The sequence below is a fragment of the Henriciella algicola genome, assembly GCF_003576245.1.
Classification (GTDB): Bacteria; Pseudomonadota; Alphaproteobacteria; order Caulobacterales; family Hyphomonadaceae; genus Henriciella; species Henriciella algicola.
Window position 1 is genome coordinate 192018 of the sequence record NZ_QWGA01000008.1, and the last position, 20725, is coordinate 212742.

General features: G+C 60.8%; 15 protein-coding genes. 9 read left to right on the forward strand and 6 right to left on the reverse strand.

All coding sequences use genetic code 11. From position 1 onward, the window contains the following. The first annotated feature begins 162 nt into the window (after positions 1-162). The 6 genes from D1222_RS13780 (at position 163) to D1222_RS13805 (ending at position 9399) form a co-directional block, all read left to right on the forward strand. A complete protein-coding gene (locus tag D1222_RS13780) occupies positions 163-1587 on the forward strand; it encodes an efflux transporter outer membrane subunit (protein ID WP_119454838.1) in 1425 nt (474 codons plus the stop codon). Positions 1588-1612: 25 nt separating this feature from the next. Further along, positions 1613-2890 (forward strand): efflux RND transporter periplasmic adaptor subunit, encoded by a 1278-nt coding sequence (locus D1222_RS13785; RefSeq protein ID WP_119454839.1) that lies wholly within the window; start codon positions 1613-1615, stop codon positions 2888-2890. Further along, positions 2887-6105 carry an efflux RND transporter permease subunit gene (locus tag D1222_RS13790; protein ID WP_119454840.1) on the forward strand — a complete coding sequence of 1073 codons (3219 nt, stop codon included), beginning with the start codon at positions 2887-2889 and terminating at the stop codon, positions 6103-6105. Before D1222_RS13785 ends, D1222_RS13790 begins: the two co-directional genes overlap by 4 nt. Before the next feature lie 84 nt (positions 6106-6189). Continuing rightward, entirely contained in the window at positions 6190-8376 is a 2187-nt protein-coding gene (locus D1222_RS13795; RefSeq protein ID WP_119454841.1) for a M13 family metallopeptidase, read from the forward strand. A gap of 174 nt (positions 8377-8550) precedes the next feature. Next, entirely contained in the window at positions 8551-8901 is a 351-nt protein-coding gene (locus D1222_RS13800) for a DUF1801 domain-containing protein (protein ID WP_147371882.1), read from the forward strand. Between the two features lie 84 nt (positions 8902-8985). Then, complete coding sequence (locus D1222_RS13805) at positions 8986-9399, forward strand: hypothetical protein (protein WP_119454843.1); 414 nt, start codon at positions 8986-8988, stop codon at positions 9397-9399. Positions 9400-9403: 4 nt separating this feature from the next. On the opposite strand, the gene D1222_RS13810 is transcribed toward D1222_RS13805, so the two are convergent. The 4 genes from D1222_RS13810 to D1222_RS13825 form a co-directional block, all read right to left on the reverse strand. Further along, a complete protein-coding gene (locus tag D1222_RS13810; RefSeq protein WP_119454844.1) occupies positions 9404-10540 on the reverse strand; it encodes a zinc-binding dehydrogenase in 1137 nt (378 codons plus the stop codon). Positions 10541-10622: 82 nt separating this feature from the next. Beyond that, positions 10623-11954 (reverse strand): HAMP domain-containing sensor histidine kinase, encoded by a 1332-nt coding sequence (locus D1222_RS13815; RefSeq protein WP_119454845.1) that lies wholly within the window; start codon positions 11952-11954, stop codon positions 10623-10625. Next, the gene (locus D1222_RS13820) at positions 11947-12624 is read right to left on the reverse strand and encodes a winged helix-turn-helix domain-containing protein (protein WP_119454846.1); all 678 of its coding nucleotides are present in this window, start codon (positions 12622-12624) and stop codon (positions 11947-11949) included. Before D1222_RS13820 ends, D1222_RS13815 begins: the two co-directional genes overlap by 8 nt. 73 nt (positions 12625-12697) lie before the next feature. Continuing rightward, a complete protein-coding gene (locus D1222_RS13825; protein WP_119454847.1) occupies positions 12698-13000 on the reverse strand; it encodes a PepSY domain-containing protein in 303 nt (100 codons plus the stop codon). 219 nt (positions 13001-13219) lie between these two features. Here D1222_RS13825 and D1222_RS13830 point away from each other — a divergent pair, with 219 nt between their 5' ends. Beyond that, positions 13220-14398: a thiolase family protein gene (locus D1222_RS13830; RefSeq protein WP_119454848.1), complete on the forward strand. Its 1179-nt coding sequence runs from the start codon at positions 13220-13222 to the stop codon at positions 14396-14398. Between the two features lie 9 nt (positions 14399-14407). Continuing rightward, positions 14408-15484, forward strand: coding sequence for a DUF2332 domain-containing protein (locus tag D1222_RS13835; protein WP_119454849.1), 1077 nt, complete (start codon positions 14408-14410; stop codon positions 15482-15484). On the opposite strand, the gene D1222_RS13840 is transcribed toward D1222_RS13835, so the two are convergent. Continuing rightward, positions 15485-16624 (reverse strand): serine hydrolase domain-containing protein, encoded by a 1140-nt coding sequence (locus D1222_RS13840; protein ID WP_119454850.1) that lies wholly within the window; start codon positions 16622-16624, stop codon positions 15485-15487. After that, a complete protein-coding gene (locus tag D1222_RS13845) occupies positions 16624-17118 on the reverse strand; it encodes an Lrp/AsnC family transcriptional regulator (RefSeq protein WP_119454851.1) in 495 nt (164 codons plus the stop codon). Before D1222_RS13845 ends, D1222_RS13840 begins: the two co-directional genes overlap by 1 nt. Before the next feature lie 129 nt (positions 17119-17247). Between D1222_RS13845 and D1222_RS13850 the strand changes: the two genes are divergently transcribed. Further along, positions 17248-20706 (forward strand): indolepyruvate ferredoxin oxidoreductase family protein, encoded by a 3459-nt coding sequence (locus D1222_RS13850; RefSeq protein ID WP_119454852.1) that lies wholly within the window; start codon positions 17248-17250, stop codon positions 20704-20706. Positions 20707-20725 lie beyond the last annotated feature (19 nt).

A 20725-nucleotide genomic window follows, 5' to 3' on the forward strand; every position in this document is an offset into this window, starting at 1 on the left:
ACGGGCGCTCGGCAAGTCGGGCGGGCTGCCCACACGCTTGAAAAGGCAGCTAATTACAACTGACTGCCTTCCGACGCCCGATGATTATTGAAAATCGATAATTGTTTGTTGACAGTCGAGTAATCGCTGCTTAGAGCTGCGATCACATCAAGAGAGGGTGGAATGAAGTTCGAAGGCCTTATTATCGCTGTAGCCGCACTGACCGGATGTAGCAGCTTGCCGGACATGCAGAGCCTGGCTGGCGAGCCAGTTGCAGTCTTCCCTGCTGCGCCTGATGCACCAAAAACCTGGGCCAAAAGCGGTGTCTCCGGAGAACTGCCGACGGGGGACTGGATTTCGCAATTTGGCGACCCGGTGATGGCGACGCTGGTGGCTGAAGCGCTGGCTGCAAATCCCGATCTTCAATCGCAGCTTGCCATCGTCCGCGCGAGCCGCGCGCAGGCGCGCTCAGTCTATGGCCGCTCGCTTCCAAACGTATCCGTTTCCGGTTCTGTGGGGGTTAACTCAACCTATAGCGCCGCCCTCGATGAGCGCTTTACCGACCCGACATATGGCATCGGCGTCGATGCAGGCTGGACCGCTGATCTGTGGGGCCGGGTACAGGCCGCGATTGACGCAGCAGAGGCAGACCTCGTCGCGAGCGAAGCTGATCTTGCTGCTCTTCGACTTGCACTTGCCGCTCAGACCGCAATTGCCTGGACTGACCTTAACGAGGCGTTAGCCCAGGAACGTCTCGCGATCGCGACTTTCGAGGCGCGCGACCGGATCGTGACGCTGACCGAACGTCGCTTCTCACGTGGACTGTCGACTGCGCTTGATGTTCGCCTTGCCCGCAGTGCTCGCGCGACCGCTGAGGCCGCCATTGCTGCGCGTCAGCAAGCGCTGGGCAATGCCACGCGCCGACTGGAGATCCTCCTCGGTCGCTATCCTGCAAATGAGATCGAAGCCCCCGCGGCCCTGCCAGAGCTTGCCCCGATCGAAGCGGCAGGCACGCCAATGCTGCTTCTGGCCCGGCGCCCGGACATTGCCGCTTCAGAAGCGCGCCTTACAGCAGCAGGACTTCGCGCAGAACAGGCGCGTCTCGCGCTCCTTCCGACGCTGAATCTCAGCGCTTCACTCGGCACGAACCAGACTGATCTTGCTGACCTGTTCGACCCTGTCCGGATTGCCGCAAATGCGATCGCAAGTCTTTCCCAGCCTGTATTCAATGGCGGCGCGCTCCGCGCCGACCGTGATGCGGCCATCGCTTTCGCTGAAAGCGCTCTGGCGAACTATGCAGGCGATGTGCTGACCGCCTGGCGCGAAGTTGAAGATGCGCTCGCCGCTGACGAATTTCTGGCCATGCAGGTCGACGCACAGCGCCGCGCGCTTGAGGAAGCCGTTGAGGCTGAAAACCTCGCCACCCGCCAGTATTCGAATGGCCTCGTTTCGATTTTCAATCTGATCGATGCCCAGACACGTAAGCTTAACGCAGAGAGTAACCTGATCGCAGCCCGGTCAGCCCGCGTTTCCAACCGCATCTCCTTCCACCTTGCCATTGGTGGTGCGGTCACCGAGGGGCCAGCGGCCCCGGATTCTGATATATAGAAGAAGTCGAGAACAGAGACCTCCCATGAAGCGTATCATCACAATCCTGCTGCCAGTCCTCGTGCTCGTCGTGCTGATCGGCGGCGGCGCCGTGGTCACCAATCTCCTCAAGCCGCCGGTAGAGCGCGCTGAAGAGCAACCGCGTGGCCTCTCTGTCTTCGCTGAAGCCGCCGAAGAGACCGATCTCGACCTCAAGGTCCGTGCCCAGGGTGAAGTTCGTCCCAAGCGGCAGATCATCGTCGCGCCCCAGATCGCAGGGCGCATCTCTTACGTGTCCCCAGACTTCGTCGATGGTGGCTTCATCCGCCAGGGGCAGGTGCTCGTCCGCCTCGAGGCCGCTGACTATGAGCTTGCCGTGACGCGGGCCCGGTCTGGCGTCGCGTCCGCCCAGCAGGCGCTGGCCCGTGAGCGCGCCGAGGCCGACCTTGCAGAGCAGGACCTTGCAGACCTTGGTATCGAGGATGCGAGCCCTCTTGCCCGCCGTGAGCCACAGCTGGCCGAAGCGCAGGCAAATCTCGATTCCGCGAAAGCCCTGCTCGCTGACGCCCAGCTCGCGCTTAATCGCACGGCTGTCACGGCGCCATTCTCTGGCCGTGTGCGTGAACGCAGCGCCGACCTTGGCCAGTTCGTGAGCCCGGGCCAGACGCTGGGTACCATCTTCGCAACCGATGTTGTCGAAGTCTCCCTGCCGCTTTCGGATGATGAGCTTGGCCGGACCGGTCTTCCGCTCGCCTTTGCCGAAACGGCTGAAACTCCGGGGCCGCGCGTCATCTTCACGACGAATGTGGCCGGTGAGCCGCGCGAATGGGTTGGCCGCGTAAAGCGCACCGCCGCAGCTCTCAACCCGCAAACCCGTCTCATCAACGTCATCGCAGAACTCGAAGACCCATACGGCACCGGCTCTGATGATGGCGTGCCGATGGCGCCGGGCCTCTTTGTCGATGCAGAGATCGATGGTCGCCGGATGGAGAATGTCGTGCGGATTCCGCGCTCGGCTCTCCGCGGCGTGGATCAGGTCTTCATCGGCGACGGTCCTGAAGGCAAGCTCCACATCCGTACCGTGAATGTCGTCTACAGCACTGATGATGGGGCCTACGTCGCAAGCGGTGTCGAAGATGGTGAGCTGGCAGTCGTGTCTCCGATCCAGGCTGCGTTTGACGGGATGAGCATCCAGGTCGTCGAGCGTATGCCTGATGGTGAGCTCGTTCCGCGCACGCCTCGGAAAACGCCGTCTGAAGAAGCCGATGAAGAGGAAACCGCTGCAGCGCAGATTGCCGGTGAAACCGAAGGAGCTACCCAATGAGCGGTCTTGTCGCCTGGTGGGCCAGAAATGGCATTGCTGCCAACCTTCTGATGGTCGTCGCCTTTATCGGCGGGACGTTCGGCTTCCTTAGCCTCGAGAAAGAGGCGTTTCCGTCGGCTGACTTCAATGGCGCGAGCGTTTCCATCGCCTGGCCAGGGGCGTCTCCGCAGGATGTCGAGGACCAGATTGTCGTCCGCCTCGAAGAGGTCGTGGCTGATATTGACGGTCTCAAACGCCTGACCGGTGTTGCCCGTGAAGGGGTCGGCTATGTGAACCTTCAGACTGAACTCGACGTCAACGTCGATGAGTTTGTCGATGAGGTGAAGCGCCGTGTCGACACAATCTCTAACCTGCCGCAGTCATCATTCCCGCCGCAGGTCACCCGCTGGCGTAATGACCAGTCATATATGGGACTTGCCCTTCACGGTAATGTCGACCCGGCGACACTGGACTACTATGCGGACGAGACCCGCGACCGTATCGCGTTGCTCGAAGGCGGTGAGCTTGCCAATGTGCAGGCGACGCTGGGCGAAGAAGTCTCCATCGAAGTCTCGGAAGAAGCGCTTCGACGCTACAACATGACCTTTGCGGAAGTCGCCAGCGCTGTCCGTAGCTCGTCGCTGAACTCTTCTGGTGGCACCGTGCGCACCGAAACGGGCACCGTTGCGATCCAGGCGCGGCAACTTGCCGATACGCGCGAGGATTTTGAGAATATCGTCATCCGCCAAAGTGCTGAATTCGGCACCATCCGTATTCGTGACGTCGCAAACGTTGTTGACGGTTTCGTCGATGGCGAACTCGACGCCACCTACAATGGTGAGCCAACGGCCTTCATCATGGTCAATCAGCCTGAAAAGATGGACATCGTCCTCTACTCCGACAACCTCAAGGACTTCATCGAACGCGCTAATAGCGGACGTGGCCAGGATGCACTTCCAGAGGGGCTCCGCCTCGACCTGCTTTTCGATATGTCCGAGGTCTATAGAGGCCGTATGGACACGATCAGCTCTGCAGCTCTGCAGGGTATGGCGTTGGTTCTCATCATCCTTATCCTGTTCCTGCGGCCGATCGTGGCGTTCTGGGTAACCATCGGTATCGGTACCGCCTTTGCGGGCGGCATCATGATCCTGCCGCTTTTTGGCGTGTCGCTGAACTTCCTCTCTCTCTTCGCGGTCCTCCTCGTGATCGGTGTGGTCGTCGACGACGCGATTGTTGTGGGCGAAAATATCCACAAGGAGGTCGAAAGTGGCCGGCGAGAAGGCTTGGGCGCGGCAACTGTCGGTACACAGCTCGTTCTGAAACCGGTCATCTTCGGCGTTCTGACAACGATGATCATGTTTGCGCCCTGGGCCTTCATTCCAGGGCCTGAGCGCCAATTCACGGCACAGATCACCTATGTTGTCGTCGCAGCGCTCGCATTCTCATTGATCGAGTCCATGCTGATCCTGCCATCGCACCTTGGTCATATGAAACCGCAGAAGTTTGATGGCCCGGTCGGCGGCCTGATGCGCTTTCAGCAGCGTATCGCCGATAGCCTGATCACCTTTGCAAACCGGGTCTACAAGCCGCTTCTCGAATACGCCGTGAAGTTCCGCTATGTCACGGTCGCAGTCTTTACGTCGCTGTTCGTAATCGCGATCCTGCTCGTCCAGTCGAACATCGTGCCGTTCCGCTTCATGCCGCAGATTGAAGACGATCTGGTGCAAGTTCGTATCGACCTGCCGGACGGCTCACCGCAATCGCGTTCCATTCAAGTGCGTGACCAGCTGCGCCTTGCAGTAGAGCAGTCGCGGCAGACCTTCGATGAGCGCTACCCGGAGCTTGGCGATGATCACATGATCCGCGACATCTCCATCGTCGCGACAGAAGGCGACGTCCAATCGTGGATTGGCCTTATTCCGCCACAGGACCGCCCGGACGGTGTCTCCACGAAGGAGATCGCAGACGAAATCCGCGCGAATTTCGGCGAAGTGCCGGACGCCGAGGAGGTGAACTTCCAGTTCACGATCAACAACTCGGATAACTCCATTCGTTATGCGCTGAACAATGACGACCTCGATGTGCTGCGTCAGGCCGCCGATGACGTGAAAGCCCAACTCGCGACCTATGAGCAGGCCTTCGATATCGGCGATAACCTGTCATCGGCTGCGCAGGAAATCCGGATTGACCTGAAGCCTGGCGCAACCTCACTTGGCATCACGCTGGGCGATATCACCTCTCAGGTTCGCGCAGCCTATTATGGCATCGAAGCCCAGCGCCTGCCGCGCGATGGCGACGATGTGCGCGTCATGGTCCGCTATCCAAAAGAAACCCGCGAGTCGGTAGACAGCCTGCGAGATCTGCGCATCCGGACCAATGACGGCCGCGAAATCCCGCTTGAGCAGGTCGCAGAGATTTCCTTTGCACCTGGTATCGACCGAATCCAAAGACGTGAACGCATGCGCTCGGTGACCGTCTTCGCTGACCTCGTCGGCGACAGTACTCGAGCCACGATCTTCGCGGACATGGAGCAGAATTTCTGGCCAGACTTCGCGAAGAAGTACCCGACGGTGACACGCGGCGCAGTTGGTGACATTGAGAGCGAGCAGGAATTTCTGCAGGACATCACGACGCTCTACATCATTGCGTTCGTGGCGATGTACATTCTGCTGGCGATCGCCTTCCAGTCCTATTCGCAACCACTCCTTCTCATGCTGGCCATCCCGTTTGGCTATGCGGGCGCCGTGTTCGGCCACTTCGGGTTCAATACCCCGATGGCGCTCTTCTCGATGTTCGGCATCGGGGCCGCAGCTGGTGTTGTGATCAACGATAACCTTGTCCTCGTCGACTATATCAACCGGCGGCGCGAGGAGGGGGCTGGCGCCCTTCAGGCCATCGTCGATGCAGGCGTGTCCCGCTTCCGCCCAGTGCTGCTGACATCGGTAACGACCTTTGTCGGTATCCTGCCGATGATCGCGCAGAAATCGGTACAGGCGCAGTTCCTGAAGCCAATGGTAGTCTCGCTCGGTTCGGCGGTGGCGTTCGCACTCTTCGTGTCGCTACTTCTGGTCCCGGCTTTCTATGCGGTTGGCTGTGAGGTTGGCCGGATCTTCCGCTGGACGTGGGGCGGTCGGCCATACCGCCAGATCGGGGAGTCGTATGAAGGCGAAGCCCATATCGACGAGGAAGAACTGATCGGAACGAGCCGAGGGGCTCGTCCGCACCCCGCAGAATAATATTTCCAAGGCGCGGCAGATTGCGGGGTGGATTTACCGCAAACTGCCGCGCTATCTAGAATAAAACTGATGGAGAATCCCTGAATGAGATATCTGATGTCTGGCGTTGCCGCTGCAGCGCTCCTCGGCGCCTGTACGACCACTGATCAAACCGCAGACGCGCCGACGCCGCCGTCATCCAGCGAAGCGAGCAGTGCATCGCAGCGTGTCGTTGAAACCACTTCGCCTGACTATTGGGGAAGCTGGGGCATCGATACCGGCCTGATGGATTCTGAAGTTCGTCCGGGCGACAACTTCTTCATGCATGTCAGCGGCGACTGGTTCGACGAGTTCGAGCTGCCTGCAGACAAGACCCGCTACGGCGCGTTCGACCTGCTTCGCGAGAAGTCAGAACAGCAGACCCGCTTCATCATCGAAGACCTCGCTGCTGAAGAGCCGCCAATCGACACCGCTGAAGGCAAGGTTGCCGCGTTCTACAACGCCTACATGGCGACCGATGCCATTGAGGCCGCAGGCATGGCGCCAGCCCAGCCCTATCTTGACCAGATTGCAGCCATCGACAGCCGTGAAGCCCTCGCAAGCGTCTTCATGTCGCCTGGCTTCTCTTCGCCGATCAACGGCTTCGTCTGGGTCGATGACAAGAACCCTGACGACTACATCTTCCAGATGTCCATGGGCGGCCTCGGTCTTCCGGACCGCGAGTACTACCTCAAGGACGACGAGAAATCCGTCGAGATCCGCGCCAAATACGAAGAGCTGCTGACCTTCCTGCTTGGTAAGGCCGGTTATGAAGATGCCGCCGCAAAGGCAGCGGACGTACTGGCGCTGGAAACCGAGCTTGCTCAGGCCGACTGGGACCGCGCCGTCAGCCGTAACCCGGAGATCACCTACAACAAGGTGACCCGCGATGAGCTGATCGCGATCGCCGGTGACTTCCCGCTCGCCGCCGCACTGGAGCAGCTGGGTGTCAGCGGCGAGGAAGAGTTCCTCGTTACCGAAATTCCACCGACCGCAGAGGAAATCGCTTCCGCAGGCCTGTCGCAGGAAGACGTAAACAAGCTCGGCGGCGGTATGCCTGTCGCGTTCGAGCTTGCGAACACCGCTGATCTCGACACGTGGAAAGCCTATCTCGCCGCGCACATGCTCTCGAACTTCTCGTCGGTCCTTCCTTCGGACATCGATGACGCGAACTTCGCATTCTACGGCACGGCGCTCAGCGGTCAGCCAGAGCAGCGCCCGCGCTGGAAGCGTGCCGTCTCGGCCGTCTCCGGCACGCTCGGTGAGGCAATTGGCGAGGTCTATGTCGACCGTCACTTCCCGGCCGAGAACAAGGAGCGGATGGACGAGCTCGTCGCGAACCTGCGCACAGCCATGCACGCCAACCTCGAAGACCTCGAATGGATGGGCGAAGAAACGCGTGAGCGCGCCCGTGAGAAGCTCGACAAGTTCAATCCGAAGATTGGCTATCCGGTAGAGTTCGAGGGTTATGAGACACTCGAGATCACCGACAACGCGTTCCAGAACTCAGTGAATTCGGCTGTCTGGCAGATGGAAGACAACCTCTCCCGCCTGAATGAGCAGCCTGACCGCAACGAGTGGTTCATGACCCCGCAGACGGTCAACGCCTACTACAATCCAGGCTATAACGAGATCGTCTTCCCGGCTGCGATCCTTCAGCCGCCATTCTTCAACATCAGCGCTGATCCAGCTGTCAATTACGGCGCCATCGGCGGTGTGATCGGCCATGAAATGGGCCACGGTTTTGATGACCAGGGCTCGAAGTACAATGGTGATGGCGTCCTCGCCAACTGGTGGACTGAAAGCGACCGTAGCGCGTTTGATGAGCTGACGACGGCTCTCGTTGCCCAGTACAACCAGTACTGCCCCCTCGGTGAAGGCGATCCATGCGTAAATGGCCGCCTGACGCTCGGCGAGAACATTGGTGACCTCGGCGGTCTTTCGCTGGCTTACCGCGCTTATCAGATCAGCCTCGACGCGAATGGCGACGGCGTCGTCAGCGAAGATGAGCGGGCTCGGGTGATCGATGGTTACACGGGCGATCAGCGCTTCTTCATGGCGTGGGCGCAGGTCTGGCGTGCGAAATATCGCGATGAAGCGAAACGCAATCAGCTCCTGACGGACCCACACTCGCCGCCAGAGTACCGCGTCAACGGCATCGTCCGTAACTTTGACGAGTGGTATGAGGCGTTCGACGTGGCAGAGACCGATGCGCTCTACCTGCCGCCGGAAGAGCGTATCCGCATCTGGTAACACGCAGCAAACCTCGCTGACGGGAAGGGCAGGCCGCAAGGTCTGCCCTTTTTCCATTCCGACTGCGATTATACAGGCGTTTCCTGCATCATAACCCTTTCCTGTTCGCTGCAGGTCTGGCTTCTAGGTTCCCTTCTTGCCTCAGGGGCAAGTGGGGTGATGCTGGAGGGTAGAATGCCTTTACCGATGGCGGTCAGTGCCTATTTCGACAGGCTTTCCGGGCCGGTGAAAGAGATCGCGCTTGAGCTGTCGCGCGTCATCCCTTCGCGTGGGCCGCGCCTTATCGCGACCATGGCCCACGCAGCGCCTTGCTGGACCGGGCATGACCGGGTGGTCTCCGTGGTGGCACACGCCAGGCACTGCAATCTTCAGCTCTGGCAGGGGGCGCAATTGGAGTCAGGCTTCTATGGACGCATTGAGGGCAGCGGTAAGGCGCTGCGCCATGTGAAGGTTCGGAGCCTTGATGAGATTGACGACGAATTGCTCGACATAATCGACCGGGCCATCGCGCTCGACGCAGCCTGAGCCTGGCTGTCACCGCTAATAACGCCGTTGGATTTGCGTCGACGCGTGCTAGCCTTCGCGCATCGATCAGACAGGAGCGCGAAGTTGCGCCAATATTTGTTTCCCGCCGCCATCTCTCTCGTCGCCGCTCAGGCCGCAGTCGCTCAGACGGCAACGGTTCAGGCGGCACCTCCCATAGACACGCTATATTTCGTGGTTCGCGATGGCATCGTGATGTCCACGCAGGGGCACACCATGGTCATCGACTATAATGACGATGGCACATTCACTGGCGATGTGAGCGGGTCGGCTTTCCAGGGAACTTACCGGCTGGACGGTGCGCGGCTTTGCGCCACGTCGAGCCTTGCAGCGTCCGAAACCTGCACGACCTATCCGGAAGGCATGGCGTCGGGCGACACGTTTGATGTTACGAGCCCGGCTCTAGGGGGCGTGCGCATTCACATACGCACGCCCGAAGAGAACCGCGCTGCAGCTGCCGCCGCTCAGGCGGGCAACTGATCGCTTAAAGCGTCGGGTTGATGAGGAATTTCTCGCCCGTGCGCTTCGCATTGTAGTTCTGCAGCGTTTCCGGGTCGAGCGCTTCGGCCAGCGAGATCTCGTCGGTATAGTGGCTTGCGAACGTAGTCTTCAGCTCAGCCATGACGCGCTTGCGAAGCTTCTCTCGGCCTTCAGCGCCGATCTTCTGGAGGAAGTAGGTCAGCAGATAGCCGCCTGCGCTCCACGCCATGCCAACGCCCGGCGGGATGGTGGTCGGCGACAGGTCGAGACGTCCATAGATGTAAACATGCTTCGGATCAGCTGAGCCATAACGGCTATACTCAGCGCCAATGTTCGCCGCCGCTTCCATTGCCGTGAGAAGCTGGCCTGCGAGCGGGCCGCCGCCAACAGCATCAAAGGCCAGCGTTGCCTTGGTTTCTGCGATCGCCTTGATGAGGTCTTCCATGAAGGTGTCGCTCGACGAGTTCACGACATGCTGCGCGCCGAGGTCACGGAGGATCTTTTCCTGCTCTGGCTTGCGCACGACGTTCACCAGCGGCACGCCGTCAGCGATACAGATCTTGTTGAGCATCTGGCCGAGGTTGGACGCAGCGGCGGTATGGATGAGGCCTTTGTGGCCTTCCATGCGCATGGTTTCGGGGAAGGACAGCGCCGTCAGCGGATTGACGAAGCATGACGCGCCGTCGCGGGCTGTTGCGCCCTCTGGCAGTTCCATGACCTGCGCGACGTTCAGCATGCGGTATTCGCCGTAGAACTCGCCGCCAAGGCCGGTCACTGTCTTGCCCATCAGCGCCTGAGCTGCATCGGACGAGCCAGCGGCGACGACCGTGCCTGCGCCTTCGTTGCCGACAGCGAGCGACTGGCCAAGGCGGGCCTGCATGGCGCGCATGCCGGCGCCCGGAATGTCTGCAACGAGCTTCGGATTGTCCTTGGTGCCCTCATTGCGCAGCGTCGACAGATTGCCTGCACCGACCAGCAGGCCGAGGTCAGAAGGGTTGATAGGTGTGGCCTCGACGCGGATGACGATATCAGTGTCGCCCGGCGTCGGCATTTTCACGTCGGCAAGGGAAAGCTCAAGCTTGCTATCCTCTGTCACGAGCGTGCGAAGCTGTTTAAATGTGTCTGGAAGTCCTGAAGCCATTTCGCTTTCCTCCTTGCGGGCTCATTTTCGTTCGCACCGACATGGAGGCAGCCGATGGCGGACGCAAGGCAAAGACGAAAACTTAAGCTGGCCTTGGAAACAGGCAGCGCACTTCCAGACCCGGCTCCAGCTTCGTGAGGTGGAGCTCGGCGCCGTGATGGCGAGCAATGCTGGCTGCAAGACTGAGGCCGAGCCCGGAGCCAGTTGTGGTGCGGCTCCGGTCCAGCCGGTGAAACGGCTTGATTGCGTTCTCTAGTTCACCTTCCGGTATGCCAACACCATCATCGCGTACGAGCAGCTGCGCCGCGCCTTCATCCCTGCTGACACTCACTTCGACATGCACACCCGCCTGATTATGGCGAAGGGCGTTCTCGACCAGATTGACCAGCATCTGGGTGATCAGCTGCGCGTCTCCGACAACGTACACCGGCTCTGCGCTCACCAGCGAAATCGACTTATTTTCCGCTTCTGCAACGGCAGCGAAGGTCGAAACGACGCGCCCGGCAATTTCGGAAAGATCGATCGTTTCAGTAGCAACGGGTGTTGAGCGACTTTCAAGCTCAGCGATTTTCAACAGGGCTGCGAACGTGGCGAGGACATCGTCGAGGAGGGCGGTCGTTTCCGCCAGCTCATCGCGCTGGGCCGGTGTGTCTGCGGTGTCCACGAGGCGTTCGAGGCGCTGGCGCAAATGTCCAAGCGGGGTCCTCAGATCATGCGCAATACTGGCAGAGACATAGCGCACGTCCCGCACCAGCGCCTCGATGCGGTCGAGCATCTGGTTGATCGTGCCTGCGAGGCTGTCGAACTCATCGCCCGAGGGCGAGACGGGCATCCGGGCGCTCAGCGATTTCCGTCCGACAGCCTCCGCGGTCGATTTCATATTCTCTACGCGGGCCAGGAAGCGGCGGCTCACAAGCAGGCCTGCGACGAGGCTGAGCAGGAGGGCCGGGATCACTACGACCAGCATGGCGTGGCGCAGCGCCCTTGCAGCCTCGCCAACGATCCGCGTATCGGCGCCGATACCAAGCCTGTACCCGTCATCAAGGGGCGTCGTCAGGACGATGAGGTCGCTCGCGCCTTCCTGCTTCAGCCTGCTCCAGCCGCCCCTCTCGGGCAGGTCAATGCGGTCAAAGATGGATATGCCGCCTGGACTCGTCAGCGTATATCGCAGCCGGTTTCCGGGATGGCGTTCGAGCCGTTCACTAATGTCGTGGCGCAGCTCTTCCAATCCGTCATCATTATAGTCGCCGATAAGCTGACTGGTTTCATTGCGGATCTGCGCGCGCAGCTGGTCTTCCATATCGTCGCGCAGGCCAAGATAGATGAGGATGCAGAGCGCCAGCGTGCAGGCCGCAAAAAGCCCTGCGGCCATGGCCGTCAGCCTGACGCCTGATGAGCGCAGCAGCCTATCCATCGTCTGACAGCCTGTAGCCGGCCCCGCGAACCGTATGAATGAGCGGGCGATCGAACCCCTTGTCGACCTTCGAGCGAAGCCGGCTGATATGTGTTTCGACGATGTTGGTGCGCGGGTCGAAATTGAAATCCCACACATTCTCCAGCAGCATGGTTCGGGTCACGACGCGGCCTTCATGGCGCATCAGATACTCAAGCAGCCGGAATTCCACGGGCTGTAGGCTGATCACTTCTCCGTCGCGTTCTACGGTGCGCTTGAGCCGATCGAGGCAGAGACCGGCCAGTGAGTAAGTTGTCTGCGGTGCATCGCTCGGGGCGGCTGATCTCACCAGTACGCCGACGCGGGCGTGAAGTTCTGCGAAGGCGAACGGTTTGACCAGGTAATCCTCTGCGACCTGAAGGCCTTCTACACGGTCTTCGATCCCGCCAATGGCAGTCAGGAAGATAGCCGGTGTCTGGTTGCCGCCTGCGCGCAACATATTGAGCAGTTTCAGGCCATCGATACCGGGCAGCATGCGGTCGATGATGAGCGCATCATAGCGTGTATCGGTCGCCATCATCAGGCCGTCCTGGCCATTGGCGGCGTGATCGACGACATCACCGTGCTCACGAAAGCCGCGGCTCACATAGTCGGCCGTTTCCCTGTCATCTTCTACCAGCAGGTATCGCAAGCGTGTTCTCTCCAGAAGAAATGCCCTGCCGCAGGATATGCGGCAGGGCGGGGGAATTTACAGGGGGCGTACCCTAGTCATCGCGGTCTTCGCGCGTGCTGGTCACTTCGCCCGTGACGCCATCGACGATGACGTCATAGATCTTGCCGTCTGCAACCACGGAGACTTCAAACTCCGGCGAGAAGGAATCATCCTCGATCTGGGCGTCAAAAGCCTTGCCCTGTGTTGCGCCTTCAGCTGCGACGATTGCATCGACGAGCGAAATGTCGGCGTCGCTAAGTGCGCGGGCATCTTCGACGTCGGCGATGGCGACGCCTGCGGTGGCTGCACCACCAATGACAGCGGCGGCGGCGAGGGTACGAATTGGAAGTTTCATCTGGTTTCTCCTAAGCATTTTCAGTGTTCCAGAACTTTCTGGATGACTGGACCTTCGCACACGGCACCTGAAAAGGATTTTGCCGGAACTATACAGTTTCCCAATGTTGCACTGCACGCATGGAGGCGTGGCAGAGGCCGGTTAAGGGCTTGACGCTGCGTCGCCTGAGGCGCATCTCTTCGCACACGCAAAAGACGATAGAACAGCCCGGAGGAAAAGATGGCTCATGATCCCGTAGTAATCGTAGGTATGTCCCGCACGCCCATGGGCGGTCTGCTGGGCGACCTCGCCGGCATGTCCGCAAATGAGCTTGGCGCCATTGCCGTGAAAGCCGCCTCGGACGAGGCGAAGCTCTCTGAGACGGACGTCAACGAGATCATCATGGGCAACTGCCTGCCTGCAGGTCAGGGCCAGGCCCCGGCGCGTCAGGCAGCCATCAAGGCCGGTCTCGACAAGGGCACCGAAGCCACCACGATCAACAAGATGTGCGGCTCCGGCCTTCAGGCGGCCGTCATGGGCGCAAACGCTATTGCAGCAGGCAATGCGAACATCGTGGTCGCAGGCGGCATGGAGTCGATGACCAACGCGCCGCACCTCGTTGACCTTCGTAAGGGCCACAAATACGGCGCCTCTGGCATGAAGGACCATATGGCGACCGACGGTCTTGAGGACGCCTATGAAGGCGGCCCGATGGGCAACTTCGCCGACATGATCGCCCGCGAATACCAGTTCACGCGGGAGCAGCAGGATGCCTATGCGCTTGAAACGCTCGCGCGCGCCCAGAAGGCGACGAAGGAAGGCAAGTTCAAGCGCGAGATCGTTCCGGTCACGATGAAGACCCGCAAGGGCGATGTGACGGTCGACACGGACGAGCTTCCACGCACCGCGATGCCGGACAAGATCCCGAGCCTTCGCCCGGCCTTCAACAAGGACGGCACGGTGACCGCTGCCAACGCATCTGCCATCTCTGACGGCGCGGCGGCTCTGGTCCTGATGAAACAGTCTGAAGCTGAGAAGCGCGGCCTGAAGCCGATCGCCAAGATCGTGTCTTCCTCCAGCCATGCGCATGAGCCGAAATACTTCACCACAGCGCCCGTGCCTGCGATGAAGAAGGCGCTGGAAAAAGCTGGCTGGTCCAAGGACGATGTCGGCCTCTGGGAAATCAACGAAGCCTTTGCTGTCGTTCCGATGATCGCCATGAAAGAGCTCGGCCTCTCGCATGACATCGTCAACGTCAATGGCGGCGCCTGCGCCATGGGCCACCCGATCGGTGCATCCGGCGCGCGTATTCTCGTCACGCTGCTCGCCGCGATGGAGGACCGCGATGTGAAGAAGGGCGTTGCTTCGCTCTGCATCGGCGGCGGCGAAGGCATCGCCATGTGCGTTGAGCGCGTCTAGGCGCCAGGCTTGCTAGGCGAGACAATTATCCCGGCCCATTTCCGCGAACAGGCGGAATGGTGCCGGACTTTGGGCTCGTCATTCACGGCAGACCTCTGTCTTGCCTTTGCAGAAGATTTCGAGGCCGGCGGTATTATCGCCGGCCTTGTTTCTGACTGGCCGACCAATCCCCGCAAGGACGCGCTTGCGCTCCGGCTAGCCGGTTGCCTACATCATGCGGTGCTGACAGGCCGTGCGCCGGAACTGGCGCGCACCTATCCAGCGTCCGATCCCCACTGGAAGATGAGCAAGGTCTGGCCACTGGCCCGAGACTGGCTATCGGGACACCGCGACTGGGTCATAGCTTTCCTAGAAAGCCCGCCGCAGACCAATGAAACACGGCGCTGCATTGCGCTGCTGCCGGGGTTTCTGGAGCTGGCGCACCGTTTCGATATGCCTATGCACCTTCTGGAACTGGGGGCCAGCGCGGGTCTCAACCAGAACTGGGATCGCTACAGCTATTCGACCTCCAGCTGGCAGCGCCTGCAGCGGCCCAAAAGCGGCGTCACGATCACCACCGACTGGCAGATTGATCCGCCCCGTTACCTAGATGCCCAGCCGCGCGTCGACAGCAGGGCCGCCTGCGACCTCTCGCCCTTCGATCTCAGTGATCCTGAGCAGGTCATGCGCCTGAAGTGCTACACTTGGCCCGATCAGGAAGAGCGCCTGTCACGCCTCGATGCGGCAGTCAGGCTGGCCCAGCAGACGGGCATAAGCGTGGACAAGGCGGACGCTGCCGACTGGCTCACCCGAAAGCTTGAGGCGCGCCCGGCGAAGGGGCTCACCGTCGTCTTTCACTCCGTCTTCCTGATCTATCCGCCGCGCGAGGTCATAGGCCAGATCATGAGCACGATCGCCGCGCATGGCGAACGCGCGACGCCGGACGCGCCGCTCGCCTGGCTATCCTATGAATCCGAGGCCCTTTTCGGCGGCAGCACCGATACGCCGCTGATGGAAACCCGCATGCAAGTCTGGCCGGGCGGTAAGGCACGCACGCTCAACCGCTCAAACGGACACGTCACGCAGGTGATCGCACCGCCCGCGTGATTATTCGTTATCTTCGGCCAGTCGGGCTTCGATCGCAGACACAAGAGCGCCAACGGCCTCACTGGAGGCATCCGTGTACAAATTCGTATTCACGATCAGGACCGTGTCTTCCTGCGGCACCAGCTCAACATGCGACAGCCACATCGTGTTCGAACCGCGATGGGCATAGATCCGGCCAAGCTCGTCGCGGCTGCCGATGCCCCAGCCCATGGCGTAGTCGGCGTCGTCATCTGGCCACGGCGCTAGCAGCTTCCGGCGCGTGCCCTCTGTCATGAGGTCGCTTTCCTCGTCGATGAACGAGGCAAGCAGTCGAAGATGGCTGTCTATCGTGGCGTGCGCCGTGCCCGCAGGTCCAAGCGCCGGCGGATTGTCTGCCCCGCTGCCCCGGCCGGCGGAGACCTTGAAGCCGAACACGGTGTTATGCCCAAGCGGCCCCGACCGCGGGGCACCGAAGCCCCAGCCATCCGTCCAGTCGCTGCCGTCAGCCTCAAAGACCATCTCGCGGATCGCGTCTTCCCAGCTTTGGCCGGTGATCACTTCGATAGCGGACCCGGCAACGATGTAATTGAGATTGCTGTATTCGAACGCGCCAATCTCTCCGGGAGGAGGTTCGACAAGCCTAGAGAGCACCGTTTCCAGTCGCTGCTCTGTCATCGGGCTGTCATCGCTGGCGCGCGACAATAGCCAGACCGGGCCGACCTGACCGGCGCCAGAGCGGTGCGCGAAGAGGTCTTCAATTGTGACGTCGGTCCATGCCGGATCAATCGAGCTCGCCTGACCCTCAAACAGCGAAGCGACAGATGCTCCCCATTCGGCATGTCCGTGTTCCACAAGCCGCGCGTAGAGAAGGGCTGTCAGCGCCTTGGTGTTGGAGCCTATGTGCCAAGCCGCATCTTTCGTTACCGGCGTGTCTGACTTTGAGCTTTCCGTTCCTGCGACGGCAATAACCGGCTCATCGCCAACCTCAAGGACGCCCGCGCCGAGGGCGATGAGGCCGTACTCCTCGTGGATCTGTGCGACCTGCTCATCCAGCCAGTCTTGCGTAACTGGCGCGGCCAGGGCCGAGGCGGACAAAAGGCTGAGCGCGCCAGCTATGGCTGCGAGCTTGCGGAACGGAAAGGGCAGGGTGCGCCCTGCCATCAGCTTGCCGGAACGTAGTCGCTGACGAGGCCGAGCGGCAGCGCGGTCGTGCGCTTGGCGATATTGATCACGATGCGCGATTGCACGTCCGAAACAAGGCCCGAGCCAAGCAGCTTCTCGCGCAGGAAGGTATCGTAGGCGTGCATGTCTGTCGTTGTGATGCGGATCACATAGTCGACAGCGCCCGTCACCGTCATACATTCAAGGACCTCGGCCCATTTGAGGACGAGGGCTTCGAACTTGGCGAGGTTTTCCTTGCTCGGCAGCGCCAGCTTCACGCTCGCGACGACTTCGAAGCCAAGACCCAGAGCGTCGCGGTCGAGCAGGGTGACGCGGCCACGGATGATGCCCGCTTCTTCCATGCGCTTGATGCGGCGCCAGCAGGGCGACGACGACAGACCCACACGGTCTGCGATCTCGGCGACAGAGAGGGCGGCGTCTTTCTGAATCAGGTCCAGAATCTTTGCGTCGATGGCGTCAAGTGATTGGGGCAATTTTTCTCCCTATGCGCGCTCTAAAATGGAACAACTTGCCTGTTCTTACGCTATATACGGCAATATGGGCAAGCATTTTCGGCGAAAAATGCAAATAATATAGCTTCAAAGCTTTATGGGAGCCGTTCCTTGGAACACCGCGAAGTCACGCTGAACGATAAATACGATCTTGTCGAGGGTCATGCCTACATGACGGGTATCCAGGCGCTGGTGCGCCTGCCGCTTGATCAGAAGCGCCTCGACCTTGAGGCCGGGCATAATACGGCCGGCTTTATTTCCGGCTATCGCGGCTCGCCGCTGGGTGGTTATGACCAGCAGCTTCGCGCCGCCGGCAAGTGGCTCGACCAGTATGAGATCGAATTCTGGGAAGGCCTCAATGAGGACCTAGGCGCAACGGCGGTCTGGGGCTCGCAGCAGCTCGGCCTCTTCCCGGGTGCAAAGCGCGACGGCCTGTTCGGCATCTGGTACGGCAAGGCGCCGGGCGTTGACCGCACCGGTGACGCCTTCAAGCACGCCAACGCAGCCGGCACCTCCCGGCTTGGCGGCGTCCTCGCCATCTGCGGCGACGACCACACCTGCAAATCCTCGACGCTGCCATCGCAGTCTGAATACGCGATGCGCGACGCGGAAATTCCGGTCCTGAACCCGGCTTCCATTCAGGATGTACTGGATTACGGCATTCATGGCTGGGCGATGAGCCGCTTCTCAGGCGCTTGGACCTCGCTGATCGCGCTCGCCGACACGATGGACTCCGGCGCAGTTGTCGATGTCACGCTGAACCGCCTCAACCTCATCAAGCCGGACTTCGAATTCCCCGAAAGCGGCGTTCACATGCGCCGCGGCGACAATCCGATCGAGAAAGAGCGCCGCCTTCGCGAGGTAAAGCTGCCAGCCGCCCAGGCCTGGGTCCGCGCAAACCAGCTCGACCATGTTCTCGTCCCGTCGCCAAAGCCGCGCGTCGGCATTATCACGACCGGTCAGGCTGCCCGCGACATCTTCGAGGCGCTTGCAGCAATCGGCATCACGCCAGAGGAAGCTGGCCGCCTCGGCATCAGCGTCTTCAAGGTCGCCATGCCGTGGCCGCTCGAGCCGACCCGCATCCGTGAATTCTGTAAGGGCCTCGAGCGCGTTCTCGTGATCGAGCACAAGCGCCCACTGATCGAAGAGCAGCTTCGCTCCGTCCTCTACAGCCTGCCCGACAATGAGCGCCCTTTCATCGAAGGCAAGCAGGACCGTTTCGGCAAGCCGCTGCTCAGCCAGGTGTCTTCCATTCCAGTCCCGGAAATGGCGCACGCGCTCGTTGGCGCCGTGCCGGGCGAGTGGGACAAGTCCGCCGCAGACCGCTACTTCCAGCGCGTCGGCGCCGCTGGTCAGGCCGCGCAGTCGAATGCGTCCCCGACCGTCCGCACTCCGCACTATTGTTCGGGCTGCCCGCACAATACATCGACCACTGTACCTGAAGGCTCGCGCGCGCTTGCCGGTATCGGCTGCCACTACATGGCGAACTTCATGCCGGACCGTAAGACCGACATGACCAGCCAGATGGGCGGCGAAGGCGTTGCCTGGATCGGCCAGTATTTCGCGACCGACGAGGACCACATGTTCGTCAATCTCGGCGACGGCACGTATTCGCACTCAGGCTCGCTCGCCATTCGCGCTGCGGTCACCTCCGGCGCGAACATGACCTACAAGATCCTCTACAATGACGCCGTCGCGATGACGGGTGGCCAGACCGTCGAGTCCGGCCAGACCCCGGTCGATATTGCCCAGCAGGTCGAGGCCGAAGGCGTGAAGACGATCGTCGTCGTGACCGAGGACCCGACCCGTTATGCAGGCGTCAAAGGCCTGCCGCGTTCGGTGAAGATCTATGACCGCGAAGAGCTCGATGACGTGCAGAAGATGCTACGCGACACCAAGGGCGTCTCCGTCATGATCTATGACCAGGTCTGCGCCACTGAGAAGCGCCGCCGCTCCAAGCGCGGCCTTCGCGAGCCGGATCGTGTACGCGTGATGATCAACCAGGAAGTCTGCGAAGGCTGCGGCGACTGCTCGATCAAGTCGAACTGTCTCTCTGTTGAGCCGGTCGAGACCGAACTTGGCCGCAAGCGCCGCATCAATCAGTCGACCTGTAACACCGACCTTTCCTGTCTGCGCGGCTTTTGCCCGAGCTTTGTGACCATCAAGGACGCGCACTTCGCAGCAGAGGACGCACCGGTTCTCGACGTAGATGCATCGAACCTGCCGCTGCCGGACCTGCCACCTGTCGCCCAGCCATGGAACATCCTGTTCACGGGCGTCGGCGGCACGGGCGTTACGACCGTGGCGGCTGTGCTCGCCATGGCGGCGCATGTTGACGGCAATGCAGCCTCATCGCTCGACATGACCGGCCTTGCCCAGAAGGGCGGCCCTGTGCTCTCGCACCTTCGCTTTGCGCGTGAGCCGGACATGATCTCGACGGGCCGCGTGCCACCGGCGTCGGCTGACGCCATCATTGGCTGTGACCTTGTCGTGGCGGCTGGCGGCGATGCTATCTCGCTGATGGATGTCAGCCGTACGCATGTGACGGCAAACGCTGACGTGACACCGACCAGCGAGTTCATTCGCGACCGGTCCAAGACCTTTGAAAGCCAGCTTCTCGCCGCCCGCGTGAAGCGCCAGGCCAAGGATTTCGGCTCCATCGACGCTGAGTCGCTTGCACTCGGCTATATGAACGACGCGATCTACACGAACATGATCATGGTCGGTTACGCCTGGCAGAAGGGCCTCGTGCCCGTCTCGCTTCGCGGTCTCTACCGCGCCATCAAGCTCAATGGCGTGAAGATCGAAGAGAACATGAAGGCCTTTGATGTTGGCCGGATTGCAGCCGTCGACCCGGACCGTCTTGAACAGACCTCAGATCCACGCGGCGACGTCGCCCCGATGACGCTGGACCAGATCATTGAGAACCGCGCCGAGCGTCTCACGGCTTACCAGAACGAAGCCTATGCGCAGAAGTACCGCGATCTCGTCGCAAAGGTGCGCAAGGACGAAGAGGCTGCGGGTCTTGGCGAAGGCTTCACCACGGCTGTCGCGAAGTTTGCTTTCAAGCTCATGGCCTATAAGGATGAGTATGAAGTCGCGCGCCTCTACACAGACGGCTCTTTCGAGAAGAAACTTCGCGAAACCTTCCACGGTGGCAAGATCAGCTATCTGATGGCGCCGCCTTTGATCGCGAAGAAGGACTCCAACGGTCATCTCAAGAAGAAGCCATTCGGCCCATGGATGAAGACTGTCTTCAGCATGATGCGCCGCTTCAAGGGTCTGCGCGGCACCGCCTTCGACCCATTCGGCTATACCGAAGAGCGCAAGATGGAGCGCGGTCTCCGCGACACCTATCTTGAGCGCGTCGCCGACATGTCAGGCAAGCTGACCAAGAAGAACCATGAGCTTGCCATCGCGATTGCGTCCATCCCGGACGAGATCCGCGGCTATGGCCACGTCAAGGAAGCGTCCGTCGAAGCGGCAAAAGGCCATGAGGCAGAGCTGATGCAGAACTGGCCGGAAGGCGGCATGCCGAAGCAGAAGAAGACGCTGATCGCGGCTGAATAAGCCCGACCAGTCAAACCAA